9 protein-coding genes are annotated in these 15,292 nt (G+C 44.3%); all 9 read right to left on the bottom strand.

All coding sequences use genetic code 11. The features are described 5' to 3' along the window. Positions 1-81: 81 nt before the first annotated feature. The 9 genes from AC127K_RS02800 to AC127K_RS02760 all read right to left on the bottom strand — a co-directional run bounded on the left by AC127K_RS02800 (position 82) and on the right by AC127K_RS02760 (position 15,291). Positions 82-2,475: a helicase-related protein gene (locus AC127K_RS02800; RefSeq protein WP_483721481.1), complete on the bottom strand. Its 2,394-nt coding sequence runs from the start codon at positions 2,473-2,475 to the stop codon at positions 82-84. Beyond that, the gene (locus AC127K_RS02795; protein WP_483721480.1) at positions 2,459-3,394 is read right to left on the bottom strand and encodes a Hachiman antiphage defense system protein HamA; all 936 of its coding nucleotides are present in this window, start codon (positions 3,392-3,394) and stop codon (positions 2,459-2,461) included. Before AC127K_RS02795 ends, AC127K_RS02800 begins: the two co-directional genes overlap by 17 nt. Then, positions 3,391-5,685, bottom strand: a complete 2,295-nt coding sequence (locus tag AC127K_RS02790; RefSeq protein WP_483721479.1) for a DEAD/DEAH box helicase — start codon at positions 5,683-5,685, stop codon at positions 3,391-3,393. Before AC127K_RS02790 ends, AC127K_RS02795 begins: the two co-directional genes overlap by 4 nt. Then, positions 5,682-6,752 carry a hypothetical protein gene (locus AC127K_RS02785; RefSeq protein WP_483721478.1) on the bottom strand — a complete coding sequence of 357 codons (1,071 nt, stop codon included), beginning with the start codon at positions 6,750-6,752 and terminating at the stop codon, positions 5,682-5,684. The genes AC127K_RS02790 and AC127K_RS02785 overlap by 4 nt, the downstream gene beginning before the upstream one ends. An 11-nt stretch (positions 6,753-6,763) precedes the next feature. Then, the gene (locus AC127K_RS02780) at positions 6,764-7,816 is read right to left on the bottom strand and encodes a topoisomerase DNA-binding C4 zinc finger domain-containing protein (RefSeq protein WP_483721477.1); all 1,053 of its coding nucleotides are present in this window, start codon (positions 7,814-7,816) and stop codon (positions 6,764-6,766) included. Positions 7,817-7,839: 23 nt separating this feature from the next. Then, a complete protein-coding gene (locus AC127K_RS02775; protein ID WP_483721476.1) occupies positions 7,840-8,226 on the bottom strand; it encodes a (deoxy)nucleoside triphosphate pyrophosphohydrolase in 387 nt (128 codons plus the stop codon). 5 nt (positions 8,227-8,231) lie between these two features. After that, a complete protein-coding gene (locus tag AC127K_RS02770; protein ID WP_483721475.1) occupies positions 8,232-8,795 on the bottom strand; it encodes a hypothetical protein in 564 nt (187 codons plus the stop codon). A gap of 11 nt (positions 8,796-8,806) precedes the next feature. Next, on the bottom strand, positions 8,807-11,962 hold the full coding sequence (locus tag AC127K_RS02765) for a DEAD/DEAH box helicase (protein WP_483721474.1): 3,156 nt from the start codon (positions 11,960-11,962) through the stop codon (positions 8,807-8,809). Positions 11,963-12,291: 329 nt separating this feature from the next. Continuing rightward, entirely contained in the window at positions 12,292-15,291 is a 3,000-nt protein-coding gene (locus AC127K_RS02760) for a metallophosphoesterase (RefSeq protein WP_483721473.1), read from the bottom strand. Between the last annotated feature and the right edge of the window lies 1 nt (position 15,292).

Genomic DNA, 15,292 nt, shown 5'->3' with positions numbered 1-15,292 from the left:
TGGCCGGATTGGAGAAGGTTACTTTGACCAATCTCGCCATGCTGTTATGTTTGAGTTATATTCTCAGTAATGTTATGTACTTCAATTAGGAAGCTCCTGCATTGCTGCAACGAATAGGAGTTGTTCATACTCATCTAGGAGCGGGATAATGTGTTTTTGATATATTTTTCGGCAGTATTGTCTAGCATTATCTTTGTTCTTCGATTCAATATCGGGAATATTTTTTTCTAATCTTCGAATGGTATCAATGGGGAATCCAAATTCAGATAAATATTCTCCCAAGCTGCTTTTTACTCCAGTTTCATAAAATCTGGCCACGGAAGACAAAGAAAAGCCATCAATGTTTCGTCCGTTTAAATTGGCCACATAGCAATATACGCTATCGAACAGTGAAATCAATTGTGGAATTTTATGTTCGAGGATATCCTTCTGTATTTTAAATGCACTAAGATACGCCGAATCCACGCTTGTCTTTTTTTGTTTGGCTTGTTTTAACTGATAAGAAAGCAGTCCTTTTAGCCCTTCTTTCTGATAGCTATATGCCACACCAGAGTAGAAGGTTTCCGTGGCTTCTTTCAAAATTCCAGCGATAGAGTACACTTGTAGCAACTTTTTTATGTAATAGCCCCGCAGAAAAGTTTCCCGTGTCGAAGATTTTGAATGTAATAGCGGATCAAACATTTCCAACAATTCCGATTTTGTATGCAAACATTGTGCAAGTTGTTCCTGAATTTCCATGGGAATAAGTCGATTCTTTTCAAAGGTTTCTCGATTAATTAAGTAGTTTTTCTGTATGCAGCGGCGAGCCCTTTGGCTTTCAAGGTTCTTTTCGCTTAAGTCCTCCGAAAAAGCATTGTCTAAGTCGATGTTAGAAATTGATTTCTTGCCATATATTACAAAATCGAGATGCGCATTGTCTGCTTCAAGAATATGCTCTTGTTCTTTATTCATGAGGTAGACACGACCGATAAAGCTATGATAGTATCGACCAGCTCTTCCACTGATATTTTTAATATCGAAAGTGGTAAGGGACGCTCTTCCTTTTGAGGAATTAATCAGGACCATATTGCGTGCTTCTGTATTTACCCCCTCAACAATTGTCGAAGTGCAAAAAAGGATATCAATAGGACCGCGGTTAAATTGTCGCAAAATTTCATTCTGTATATACCTTGGAAGGCGGCCATGATGAACGGCAACATTTTTCTTTAGTGCTTTATACAAACTCCAATCATTAATTGAGTCAGCTATATTGTAGGTATGTCTTATATGCTCTAGAAATTTTATATATCGCGAATTTGTGGAATGATTATCTGCATGATTGGTAATATACTGCTTTACATACTGAATAGTTTTAGATGGCTGCATACAATAGAGCATGGTCTTTCCATAATTGTTTTGCTGTATGTATTGGATTACCCTTTCGATTTTATCTTGCACTCTCGCATTAGATGGGAGCGTTAGTGTGGAGGATGTTATATCCGGCAATCCTCCGTGCTTTTCTTGTATTTCTTTCTTCCATGCTTGAATATAAATTCTAATTGTAGGTTCGAATAATATTTCTTTGATAGAGATTTGATTCGTCAAAAGAAATGTTCGCATTCCAAAACTAAAATTTTTTTGGCTTAAATTGGGCCCTGCTAAATAATATTCAGGCACCGACTTTGCTAAGAGATATAATGCAATGCGGAATGTCTTGGCGCGTGCGTCATCAAGGAATGAAACCGTCGCCATGGGAGTTTCATCTTTCGTTTCGCTTATAGTATCCTCTCGGTCTTCGTTGGCAACTGCGGTGGCGAAATCTTCATCTTCTTTATACATTTCATCAAAGAAGAAAAAGTCGAGTTTGATATCTGGATACAATGCAATCAGTTGGAGTGCACGTTCGGGGGTAAAAATAAAGATATTCTTTGCATGAATGTCAATGTCGTCGGAAACAGTATTCAATATGGCATAGTCCAGCTCTTTACTACGGACAAATTCTTTCATATCAGATACATTTTCCCTTAAAAGTGCAATGGTTGGAAATACCAGTAAAATATTAAAATATCGGTCTCGATTAAGATACAATATTTCTCTCATTAAATATGTCTTCCCATAGGATGTGGGAGCACTTACGAGTAATCTTTTTACCTTCAACGCTTGAAAAAAATCTACAACCTCTTTTTGCGACTTATCCAATATATTCTTTTCATAAACGTTCGACCTATAATAATTTTTGATCACATCATTTTGTAAGTCGGGAAGCACTGCAGAAGCTGTGTAAGGTTCTTCCGTAAAATGATTTTGCACATTGTATCCAAACATCCGCATCTTTTGAGCGGCAAGGTATAAAAGTTCTTTGATTAAGGGATCTTGGGATATTTTAGAGTTATCAGAATAATAACAGATGAGATCACGCAAAAGCTCTTTACTTTTAGGATCGGTTTCATTGTAATGGTTAATTGCGTGAACCAGTTTATTAACGTAATCCATCATAAAATCCCTTTTCGCTTCGAATTTCATCTAACGATATAATCGGAAAAATGTAGAAGACAATTTCGGGGTGAAGAACTAAACTTTCGTAATTTTTTTCTGAATAAAAGGAACTAAGACTATCTATTTCCTCGCATAAGCGCTGGTATAACAATTCTGGTTTTTCATATAGATCGGCGTATTCATACGCTAACAGGCATGGAATTTTCAAAGATACATTTGTGTCTTCCATCAGTTTTATCAGCGCTTGTGCCCGCTCAGAAGTTGACGTTTTGCCCATACAAAAATTAAGTTCATCAATTAATTCAAGCAAGTCCTTTGAGTCTTGGGTAACGTTCTGAGGCTTATCACTAACAAAATATAGTTGCTCTGAAAAATATTCTGGAGTGTATTTATTTGCAAGATCCTCATGAATGCTATCTCTGCAATAGCCCCTTTTCCCAAGTTTTGCCTGTCCCAACCACAAGGTGTACTTTCCATTGCATTTTGTAAGGTATGTCAGATCATAACCTTTTATTTCGTTATTATCGTGTTGCCTAAATAGTGTCCTGATCGCCAATTTAGTGGCGTTTGGCTCGTATATTTGAATAAGCATGTCCAATAGAACTTCACTGAGAAGTCCATCCATCTTCGGCTTCCTATGAGGAAGCCGTTGGCCATAAACATATTGGGCAGCACGTTCTAAATCGACTAGCCGGCCCCTCTTATAATGATCAATAACTTCATCTTCTCCGTAACAATAAAACACTAAATCCTGTCGCATCAAACCACATAATAACTGTAAGCTATTTTTTTCGGTTCCATGACTAAATGGACGATACTGAAATTTTCGAAGGAGGGGATCATACGAAAAGATTATCCCTTTGCTTTTTTTGGTTATGAGGTCATCATATATTTCATGATACTTATCCGTGTAGATCACCTTTTCTCCTTTCCACCCTTACTGATGGCTAAGTGCCTATAGTATTTCTCCAGCTTCTCCTCACAGATCTTTTCTATTTCCGCCTTCTCCCCGGCGGTGAGTTTCTTCCACACCGATTCATCCACCTGGACGATGCCCAAGGTCTTGGTATGACGGAGCATCTGCATATCCTCGAACCGTTTGAAGGGATTTGCCAGAATGTTCCGCTCTGCCTCTTTGTCGGTGTAGCCGCCCTTGGCGAAGATGCTGTTTTTCTTTTCCACCACCAGTCCGGCGGCCCGGCGTCCCTCATAGTAGGCGCGGAAGTAGGTCACGATGTCTGCCAGCTGGATGCGGCCCTTTTCGTCGGTATGGTGGAGAATCGCCTGGATCAGCACCGGCTTGTAGGAATAGCTCATGTCCATCTGGCGGATCATGTCCAGAAACAGCTCCTTGCGGTTGGAGTCGTCGATCAGGGTCCAGCCATACTGGGCAGCGTACTTCTCCAGCGTTTCCTCCTTGAAATACTTGAAGGTCCTGTGCTCACTCATGGGCACTACCAGGTCGGGCACCAGCTTACCCTCCCGCACATACCGCTCGATGGTCTCGGTCTGCACGTCCACACGGCGGACGAACTCCATCTGGGAGATCATCCCTTCCGCCTCGTCCTGCCAGTTGAAGATGTCCACCAGCTCATAATCGGTGGCATCCACCGGCCAGTCGACGAGGGCTTCGGGTTTCTCCCCTTTGGCGTACAGGGCGGCTTCGGCAGCCTTTTCCGCGGCGGGGGCAACGACCTTTTCCCCTGGGCGATATTCCTTTAGCTTGAACAGACGATGCAGCGACTGGGGCATATTGTACTGGCTAGCGTTGTCCACAAAGTCAAAGACCATCAGGCTTTCTTTGCCCGGGTAAAGCCGCATACCGCGGCCCAGCTGCTGGGTGTAGAGCACCCGGGACATGGTGGGGCGGGCCATGAACAGAACCTCGATTTCGGGACAGTCCCAGCCCTCGTTGAGCAGGTCGCAGGCACAGAGCACCAGAATTTCCCGGCGGACAAACCGGTCCTGAAACTCCCGTCGCTCGGCGGGCTTCATCCCGCCCGAGACCGCAGCCGCAGGCACGCCTGCCTCCCGGAACAATTCGGCGATCTGCTCAGCGTGGCGTACCGAAGCACAGAATACCACCGTGCGCTTGTCCCGGACGTATTGCAGCCAGGTGTCCACGATCAGGCGGTTGCGCTCCGGCACATAGATCTTGCTCTCCAGATCCCGGATGTTGTATTGCACGCTGTTGAACCGCACCTTGGTCAGGTCGATGTTGGTGTGGATGCGGATGCAGCGGATAGGCACGAGCTCGCCGATCTCCACCGCTGTTTGGATGTCCAGTTTGTGGGCGGTGTTTTTGAAGATGTCCAGAATTGCCCGGTTGTCGTCGGTGCGCTCCGGCGTGGCGGTCAGGCCCAGGGTGAACGCCGGGTGGAAGTAGGCCAGAATCTTCTGGTAGGTGTCGGCGGCAGCGTGGTGGGCCTCATCCACAATGAGATAGGAAAAGGCATCCTCCCGGAAGTCCTCCAGATGAAGCGCCACGCTCTGGACGCTGCCGCACACCACATGGGCATCCGGCTCCTTGATGGCTTCCATGTACCGCCCCACGGTGACCTCCGGCCAGAGATTCCGGAAGGTGTCGGCGGCCTGGTTGACCAGCTCCTGGGTGTGGGCCAGAAAGAGCGTCCGCCCGCCGCAGCGCTTGGCGTCCATCACGGCGGTGACGGTCTTGCCGGTGCCGGTGGCGTGGTACAACAGGGCGATGGTCTCGCGGTTGTCCCGCATGGCCTGCAGAGCGTCCAGGGCTTCCCGCTGGTGCTGCTTCAGTTCCAGATGGGAACCGTCCAGCTCTTTACCCCGCTGAGTGGGCAGATAGTCCTCAATTTCTTTGAACCGGGGCTGGCTGCCCAGAAAGACCCGAAGTTCATCCTTGACCGCCTCGGGCTGAATCTGCATCTGGCGCACCGCCCAGCGGTAGACGTCCCACCCCAGATAGATCATGCTGTTCTGCTTGAGCAGGTCGTCGTAGAACTTGTTGGAGGAGACCAGACTTTTGTTGTGGGAGGCTTCGTCGTCGATCTCGATGGCGATTCGATGCGCACCGCTTTCCAGCATGAAGTCGGCATAGCGGCTGTTCTGGTAGATATCGTAAAAATGATACTGCGAATACAGGTACTTGGTTTTCTCCGCCCCGAAGGTCTCGCTGAACAGATCGATGAACAAGTCCTCGGCTGCGCTGCCGGAGACGGCGTGATAACGGCTCATACCGATTCCTTTCTGGTGCAAAATTTGCGCACAACACAGGCATCACAGCGCGGGGTGGCTGTGCAGCTCTCTCCATAATGGCTGGCGCAGTAACTCCAAAGGATGCTGTCGATCTCCACCATGGGCAGATGCAGCTGCTCGCTCATCTTTCGGACGATGGCCACGGCCTCGGCAGGGGTGGCCTGCTCTTGATCAGATTCTCCCATGCGGGAGGCCCCCAGAAAACGGCACACATGAATATCTGGTTTGACCCCATCGATACCCACGTTGCGCAGATATTCCCAGGCAAGGGCCGGACCGATGCCATACAGCTTATGCTCCCCTGCGGACAGATCACGCACGATGTCCTCTGGCGGTGCGGAAATGACATAGACATCCATGCTGCCATACTCCGAGATTATCTTCTGGAGTATAGCTATATTTTCTTTCAGGTGGTTCATCTGCCGGTTGGTACACTGACTGGCGCAGGAAAGCTGTTTCAGTCCGGCAGTAAAGTAGCTCCCTTCTTGCGCCAGAACGGCCGGAACATCATAGTGGAAGAACAGTACATCCACCTGCGGTAGTTTGGGGGCAATGTGATGCCACTGTGCGTGGGCACTCAACTGTGCATAAATCAGCCCTCGCAAGTGTTCCTCAAAAGAGAATACCTTGCCCTGTTGCCGCTGGCGGACCAGCTGGGGAAATGTGGTAGAGTACAGCTTGCCGGATGCCTGCAAGAAATCTCGCATCACCAACAGGTAGCGGTAATCCTCTTTCTTGCGCACCGAGGTGAGCAGGATGCGTTTCTCAAATCCGCCGCGACGGGCAGCCTTGTCGGCCCGCAGCTGTTCTAGTTGCTCCAGCGTCCAGCCCCGTGCCCGGACCACGGCCTGCATGACCTCCAGCAGATCGGCCAGTTCCTCCAAAGATTTGCTCTCCTGGTATTCGGCCAATTCCTCGTTCAACTTTTCATCCAAAAGGCTCAAATATTCCTCTTGGGAAAGTGTTTCCCATGTACAGGCTTTTCCATCGGCCTCGATGATTTCGGGGATACGGTCTCGGACCAGTTTGTGGTAGGACTTGTTCATAATGGATTCACCTATACCTTCATCTTCCTCTTTCCAGTTTTTACATCCCGATAAGTCATAAACGTACACCGGGGATAGTTCTCACATCCTAAAAAACAACCGTATCTGCTGCACCGCTTTATAAGTTTTGCGCCGCAAAGGGGGCAAATCCTTTTATCAATACGTTTATTTTCCCACGCTACGATTTCGGCATTGCGCTTTTGGAGACGCTTTTCTTTGGGAATGTTAACATCCTCTATTTCCGTAATGCGTTCCTTTCCTGCGCAAAGAAGTGATCGAATAATATCTCCTTCTTCTCCTTGAATGAAAAAGTACTTATAACAAAACACGCACTCCCGGCAATCCTGCACAAAATCAGCCCTAACGTTTTTGCCAAATACCCATGATTTTACAGGACAATGATCTACATAAATGCCTTCGTCACAATCCTCAAGACTTTTTCTTTCTGATAGCGCATAAATTTTTGTGGCAATTCTGTCGGCAACCACATTGCATTTCCACGTTTTCTCATCCGAGACTTTTAGCAAGATATCTCGAAGTTCCGTTTCAGTAACCATTCGATCTTTCTTGCTCAGATTGATTTCAATGGTTGATATCCCTGCCCTTTTCAGCTTTTCGAGTTTTGATGAATCGATAGCATGCGTGACATAGATTTCCACAAATAAGATTTTGCCACCAATGTGCAAAGCCACATCCGGGATGAAATTGTCATATCGCTGTTCTAAAACAACGCGGTCAATCGTTACCTCTTGTGCGGCACGATATAGCTGCGGGCTTCTATCAGAATCTGGAAATTCCACATAAACCGCCGGGATTGTAATCTTTTTGGTCTGCGATAAAATGTCCTTCGCCATGAGATGAAGAGAAGTTTCATAGCCATATTCACAGGTACTTCCCGAATGGTGCGCGAAATGGTGCATAACCTTGGTCCCTTTTTTGGCAACCAAGGGTTCTCCACAAGCTGGACAAACGCACCCACACTTCAAGCCACGGTCAGCATCTTCTATGCTGATTCCCGCTCCATCTTTTATTGCATAAACCAGATTCAACCTGTTTGTTGCCATGGTTTGTTCTCCGCTTTGCAAATTTAGCCAAACGTCTCACAAATTTTCTTTAATATTTCCTCATCTGCCGGACAGAATTTGTACTCGCCAATCTCTTTCACTGTAATCCAACGGATATCGTTGTGCTCCAACTTTTGTGGAACACCTTCCCGAATGGATGCATTAAATAGGGTCAAATGAACATTTAAATCCGGGTATTCATGGACTACTTCCATAAACGCTTTACCAACGTCCAAAGTGATTGCCAGTTCTTCCTGACACTCACGAACAAGGGCCTGCTCCTTCGTTTCACCTGGTTCAACCTTGCCGCCCACAAATTCCCAGAGTAACCCACGAGCCTTATTTGCAGGTCGTTGACAAATCATAAATTTGTTGCTATCCCAAATAAGGGCTGCTACTACTTCTGTCATAAGCTTTACTTTGTCCCATTTTGCATTATTACGGCATCTAAATTGTCTAAAATAAACATTTGAGCAGCCTTGTTGTAAACTACTACTTGATATGGGCCATTAGCACTAACTCGATTTTCTATGCTAATTCCAATGTCAGCTCCGTTATATGTTGGACGCCGGACTTTCTTCCCAGTAGAATCTGTAGACACTGTCAAAAGTTCAATTTCGATTAACCAATCTAAAATATACTTATAGCTTAGCTTTTTCATTTTTTCCGGATCAATCAAATCATTGATTCGTCTAGTAATTTCGCTGATCGTAATTGGTGTCTCGGAATACTTAAATTTTTTTCGCGCTTCATAGTCAAGTGCAAAAGAATATTTTACGCGCTTGCTTTTGTATGTGGATATTCCACCATTCTCCACCACCTGTCGCAGCACATCCGAAACATAAAAAAGGCATCGTGAAATTTTTACGTCGTTAATGGTATCGGAGTCTGGAACAGCCTTTCCCGTCAAAGGGTTAATTCCGTTGGCCAGCTTTTCAACGTATGCCTTTGCGCTGCTGAGTTTTTCAATTTCTGTCATTGCTAGCCTCCTTATCCAACCACCAGTTTATTTGTCTTTTTCAAAAATTTCGCAGGGATAGGCCGATCCAATTTCCAAGTGATATTCATGGGACGACTGCCTTCATGTTTCACATAGTTGGCAGTACCCAGGAAAGTGTAAGCCGCCGCTCCGCCATTGATTCGGTCTGATTTGAACTCTCGCACAAACAGTAGCACTTTACTCCCACGTTCTCGGTGGTGGATGTACCGCTGCCCGGTAGGAGAATCTGCCGCCGTGGTACTCTGGCTCTGCCAGTGGAACAGGCTCTCGTTAATGGAGTAGTCGTTGTACATCGTCGTAGGCGAGTAATCTTTATCTGACTTATTGAGGGTTACAAAGAATACATCCAGCTTTTTCTCCGGCAGCCATTTCACACCTTCACGCACAGTAGACGGTTTCATAAAATCCAAAGCTACCAGCAACTGGTCACGGGTATAAGTACAGTGCAGGTCCAAAGGGCAATCGAATCCCAGATCTACTGGCTCATCAATAAAGTCAATTTGCTCGTACCGGTATCGCAGCAGCTCTTGCAGTTCTCTCAGCAAGATCGGACTGTCTGAAAGAGCATACAGGTGATCCAGCACTTCATCAGAAGCCCAGTCCTCGGCAGCCTTGCCCCATACAGTGACATAAAACATCTGAAGCATCCTTTGCTCCAACTCACCCAGTGCTGCAAAGTTCACGTTGTCCAGCCGAGGCAGAAGTTCCAGTAAAAAGCGAATCCATCGCCGGGAATCGATCACCGCCAGACGCCCCATGGCTTTTGTAAGGGCTTCTTCTAAAGGCTCCTGAAAATCATCCATTACATCCGCACGGGCACAGAGTCGGGAAAAAGTAGAAAATTTGTAGATTGTCCGTGGGTCCAGATGATAATACTCCAGAAAATTGGCCAGCGTCAGCTCCAGACCGCTGTCCTCCGTAAAACTGGCCACACGGGAAACTAGTCCTGCTGTGTTGCCATAAGAGGCCCGAATATTATCCAGAATATACTTGGCCGCCTTCTTTTCCAGTTGGATATAACAGCCCTTGGGAGCCGATACAAATCCGTCTTTGATCTCTCGGGTCACGCCGCGGGAAGTATTGGACAATAGCGCTGCAAACTTATCTTCAAAGTTGTACCTCTTGTTTGCCTGACCGATGAAGTCCAGCACCGTCAGGCACTCTTTGTTCTCTGCCAGCCGCAAACCACGGCCCAGCTGCTGCAGGAAAATGGTCAAGGACTCGGTGGGGCGCAAGAACAGCACCGTATTGACCTCGGGAATATCTACACCTTCGTTATAGATATCCACGACAAAGATAAAGCGGATATCTCCGCTAACCAACCGATCTTTGGCGGATTTTCTTTCTTCATCGGAAGATTTTCCGGTCAAGAAGATAGAAGAAATTCCATGGTCATTGAAATACCGGCTCATGAACTGGGCATGGTCAACCGTAACGCAGAATCCCAACCCTTTGACCTCGTCTATGTCCGTCACATACTTCAACAGAGAAGAAACCACCAGATCCGCACGGCGATTCGCCACTGCTCCGCTGAAGGTATATAACGCAGACAGTTCTCCCTTGTCATAGCCGCCAGCGCTCCACTTGAGCGTGTTCAGATCCACCGTATCGGTAACTCCGAAATACTGGAACGGACAAAGCAATTTGCGGTCAATAGCTTCCGGCAGCCGAATTTCTGCGGCAATGCGATAGTTAAAGTATGGCAAAATGCTTTTGCCATCCATACGTTCCGGGGTGGCGGTTAGGCCAAGCAAAATCTTGGGCTTATAATAGGAAAGAAGCTTCTGATAAGTAGGCGCAGCAGCATGGTGGAACTCGTCCACAATAATATAATCATAGAAATCCGGGGAGGTTTTAGAAGTGAAATCCTGTGAGTTAAAAGTTTGGATAGACAGAAACAGGTAGTCGATGGCTTCCGGCCGGTAGCTTCCAACAAACAGTTCTCCAAAGTTTGCGTCCTTCAAAACAGCGCGGAAGGTATAGAGGCTCTGCCGCAGAATTTCTTCCCGGTGGGCCACAAAGAGAAGTCGGCAGGGTTTGCTCTGATTTTGTTTTCGGAATCGTTTATAGTCCAACGCAGAAATCACCGTCTTGCCGGTGCCGGTGGCAGCCACTACCAAGTTGCGAGTATAACCGCGGACGGTCCGCTCAGCTTCTAATCTGTCCAGAATCTCCTGCTGATAAGAGTATGGCGTAATGTCCATGGTATAGAGGGCTGTATTGTTTGTATCAAAATACTTTTCTGCTTTCAAAGCCCTCGCCAGACGCTCTTTCTGATCCTCCGAATAATACTCAAATTCATTGGAATTCCAGTAGCTCTCAAAGGTAGCTGCAATTTTGGTTATGGTTTCGGGTAGGTCTTTGCGGGTGACCTTTACATTCCATTCCAGGCCGCTGGATATGGCGGCATTGGACAGGTTGGATGAGCCGACATATGCGGTGGTAAACCCGGTATTGCGGTAGAATACATAAGTTTTGGCGTGGAGCCGGGTATGCTTGGTATCATAGCTTACCTTTATCCGGGTATTCGGCAGCGCTCGCAGCTCCTCGATGGCTTTCACATCCGTAGCACCCATGTAGGAGGTGGTTATAATCCTCAATTCGCCACCATTTTGGGTGAACTCTCGCAGTTCATCTATCAAAAGACGCAAGCCGCTCCACTTGATGAACGATACCAGCATATCGATTCGGTCAGCGGAAAGGATCTCCTTTTTCAGCTCGGTGTACATCTGCGGCTCATTTATAGCCCCTGTAAATAGACTGCTTTGAGCAATAGAGGTTTCCGGACGGCTTAGATCGGCTGCTGTTTTTCCTGCTGCCAATCGAGGATCTTGTTCCCGCAAAAGAGCAAGAAGCTGCTCTGCCCGCTGGTCAACGCCCAGCGTGGCAAAGTCAGCTTCTTGTGTTGTGTTCTGAATGAGGGTGACAATCTGATTGGCAAGGGCGATTTGGGCAGAGATATCCCCGCCATTATCCAGCACGTTTTCCATGCCTTTTTGCACCACGTCTGCCAGGTACTGAGCCAACACCTTGGCCGCTTCCGCCTTATCAATAGGCGCAATGGATTTACGGGCATCAGGAATACCTGACAGCTCGCTGGTTAAGGCGTTGTTGATGACTTGTTCATAGAGGCCGGGGTGAAGCATAAGAGGGCACTTCCTATGTAGAATGCTTATTGGCTGCCAAATATGTCACTGCAAACTGCGGGCGGAACTAGCTATTGATTTAAATCTGAAAACATCAACTGAAAGAAATGGCCCACATTCTTATGCTGCGCCATATTTCATAACAGTATAACTGTCTTTTTGCACAAATATTTTTAGTGTTTAGCCGCTATGCAGAGCGCATATAATAATTATAGGCATATTGCTGTCAGCGTGGCAAGATGACATGCCAATTAATTGCTTCAGTAGTTGAGTCGTAATCTCTGAAGCAAAAACGACTTAGTTGGGGCAGGACCAACACAGCAATGTGCTCATTTAGTGGTTAACAAAAAATCTTTTCGATATTTATCTCCGAAAATTTTATCTATAACTTGTTGCCTTTTGCTAAATGTTAGGCTCCTGTTCGTTAATAAGTGCTTACGAACGATCAATTTTACCATTGTTGCATGTTCTTGGTCACGAATGCTCTTCAATAGGGAATTGGCTTCCTTTACTAAATTGTTTGTGTTGCCTGAGAATTCAATCATTAGCAAGCGTTCCAACTGTTCACTCATATCGCTTACAGGGGTATTTATCAACAATTCGCTTGTTTTTTGACTTGACGCAAGTTCAGCAAAATGGTCAAAGATTCCTAGCATGATGGCTCTTGCAGAATCATTTATCATCATTAAAATATCTTCTTCGGTATAATGGTCGCCGTTCTTTTTCCTTTTGTTATTTTGCTCTGCAAAGTCAAGAATTTGTTTGCACGTTTCCTCTAAGTTTGTATCTAAAGGGTGTAATATCGCAAAGACGATCTTTCTCGGGTAAAGGTAAATCGATTCTATCAAATCTTTTTTCTGATTAACCATCAATTTACTATGAAATGCTGGAAGAGCTTTGCAGATCATTTCAGTATACTTTATAGCCCGAATCAACCTATACCGCTGTTGATCTATATCAGAATCATCATAATCGAAAAGTCCTCTTGCCTCGATAATTTCTTCTGAATAGGTCTTTTCCTCCATGTTTTCTTTTACAACATCATACGTTTTCTTTTCTTCTTCTGTCGGTGGAGTCACTTGCTCTGATCGGGTACTATGGAAAAGTGATATATTTTTTTCTTGAAAATTTATCGCCTCCCAAGGCTGCAGCAGCTCTCCTGCGTACTTTTTTATCAAAGTAAGCATTCTCGTACTATTTAGAATGTAAGAAACGAACAATATAATATCTGCATTGATTCCAAAGCAAATATTTTGCATTGCGTAGTTAATGCCGGTTGTATCGTACGGCTCATTTTGAGAAACTCTTATCAAATACTTGGCAATAAAGTACGACAAATGATTCTTATTCGCAAAGTAAATTGACATGTCCCCTGTGTAACGAAGAATTTTAGTTTGCATACCTACCGAAATGACATCTTTTGATTCCACGTTTTCGCCAAACGATTGATTATACTGGCGTATGACATCATTAACTTCTTGAATTCCTAGTTTGTCCTTTTTATTGCTAAACATATAGCCAGCCAATTCTTCAAAAGTGGCAAAAAGTTCATCCACATCTTGAGGCTTAGCAACTCTTAAAATTGACTGCGTGAGCTCATACTCAAAAATTCTACTAAAAACAGCTTCTCCTTTTGTATAATCTTGATATGGATTTTGTATAAAATAATTAGTATACCGCACAATGAATGCGGGGTTTAGTGAAAATAGCTCCTTATTATTTCGAACTAAACTATCGATTATATGAGTAACATTATTGATGTCTTCTTCATTGCATATACTTTTATATAAGCAAACATTTCGGACTAACTCATTTCTTTTTTCAGCGAAAAAAGGTTTAATATGCATCTCAATGTATTGAGACTCTTCCCCAAGCCTTGCCTTTACTGCTTCGAGTAAATCGGTTTTAATATCACTGACGCCTAAAATAATATAACCAAAAGATTCTTCTATTTTTTCAAGTAGCGGTTCTTGATCTTTTACGTTCAGTTGGTCCCAACCATCAACAATCAAAACCTTTTTATCCAAATCAAGCTGTTGATATCTCTCAAAAAGCGTTTGCTCCTCCCCGTATTGATCTTCAAAAAGATGTCTGATAAAATTATGGATTTTAAGCCTTTGCTTATTGTCAGCGCTAAGAAACAAGGGGCACGCTTCACTTGTTAAAGAGCAATACAAGTACTTTAGCAATGTTGTTTTACCTGAGTTTGTGGCACCAGATATAAATATTTTTTTGTTTTTTGAAAGTATTTTTTTGAAATCCTCTATTGTTGCTGCAGACTGTTCTTTCTCGTCCTTGTTATGTGTATCAGACATTAATTTTGGAAAAACGAAATATTCAGTGAAATCGTCCGATACATTGTAGGTATCCTCTTTAAGGCTTTTTATAAAGCTGGGTAATGGTGTCAGTGCTGTAGTGTGGTTTTGTAAATTCTTTTTTTGGGCCAATACTTTATGAATATAAATTCTGACTTTCGGGTCCCAATTAAAAACATATCCATCAAACGAGTTATCGCTTGTATCTACAACAATAGCATTAAATGTATCCACATAGTCCAGTTCTGCAAACTTCATTTCGCCTGCCGCAGAAATCCATGTATCTAGGCTATTATCAATGGAGACCGATCCAGTACGTTCACGGTGATCATGTCCATATAACAAAAATTCGGAATTATCAATAACTGCCTTTTCTAAATTCGATTTGCATTTCCAATTAAACCATTCACAGCTATGATGCATTACGGTAACGCATAAATCGGTATCCGCATCACGTGTTAAGGCCTTGATTCTATCATCTGGAAAATAATGTAGTTCTTTATCATCGGGGAGTAGTGTTGAGAAAAAAGCAGTATTTATCAAATTGAACTGAACTTTGTAATCATCAAAATTACAGTATTTCTTATTTATAAAAATATCTTGAGGCGCTGTACCATCTACAAATGAATACGAATAATAGTTTTCGAGATAGGAGTTTTCCGTACCTAACAACTCTTCAATCGTACTGTTATCATAGTGCTCTTGGATATCTTTTCGCTCTCTTGCATTTGGAGGAAGACACAAATCGTGGTTGCCTGGAACCATAAATGTGTTAACAAATTTGTTTCCGTTTTTTTGCTTGATCCCTTTTAGGATCTTTTCAAAAATAGGCCTTGCTTGTTTGAATTGATTCACTTGCCCTGAATAAGACAAATCTCCAGAAAAAACCACAACATAATCATCAACATTACCTAACACATTCAGTGCTGATACTATGCCATTTATTTTTTGATCTAAAAGGCGTTCACCTTCATGAATGTGGAAATCACTTAAATGAACTATCGCTATCTTCATT

The sequence above is a fragment of the Subdoligranulum sp. DSM 23681 genome, assembly GCF_057005535.1.
The sequence above is the reverse complement of the archived record's forward strand: the minus strand, read 5'-3'. Positions and strand labels throughout refer to the sequence as shown.

Excerpts from the sequence above, each read along its gene's own strand:
- AC127K_RS02790 (WP_483721479.1), bottom strand. The coding sequence starts at position 5,685 with ATGAGCCGTTATCACGCCGTCTCCGGCAGCGCAGCCGAGGACTTGTTC.
- AC127K_RS02785 (WP_483721478.1), bottom strand. The coding sequence starts at position 6,752 with ATGAACAAGTCCTACCACAAACTGGTCCGAGACCGTATCCCCGAAATC.
- AC127K_RS02775 (WP_483721476.1), bottom strand. The coding sequence starts at position 8,226 with ATGACAGAAGTAGTAGCAGCCCTTATTTGGGATAGCAACAAATTTATG.
- AC127K_RS02770 (WP_483721475.1), bottom strand. The coding sequence starts at position 8,795 with ATGACAGAAATTGAAAAACTCAGCAGCGCAAAGGCATACGTTGAAAAG.
- AC127K_RS02760 (WP_483721473.1), bottom strand. The coding sequence starts at position 15,291 with ATGAAGATAGCGATAGTTCATTTAAGTGATTTCCACATTCATGAAGGT.
- AC127K_RS02800 (WP_483721481.1), bottom strand. The coding sequence starts at position 2,475 with ATGATGGATTACGTTAATAAACTGGTTCACGCAATTAACCATTACAAT.
- AC127K_RS02780 (WP_483721477.1), bottom strand. The coding sequence starts at position 7,816 with ATGGCAACAAACAGGTTGAATCTGGTTTATGCAATAAAAGATGGAGCG.
- AC127K_RS02765 (WP_483721474.1), bottom strand. The coding sequence starts at position 11,962 with ATGCTTCACCCCGGCCTCTATGAACAAGTCATCAACAACGCCTTAACC.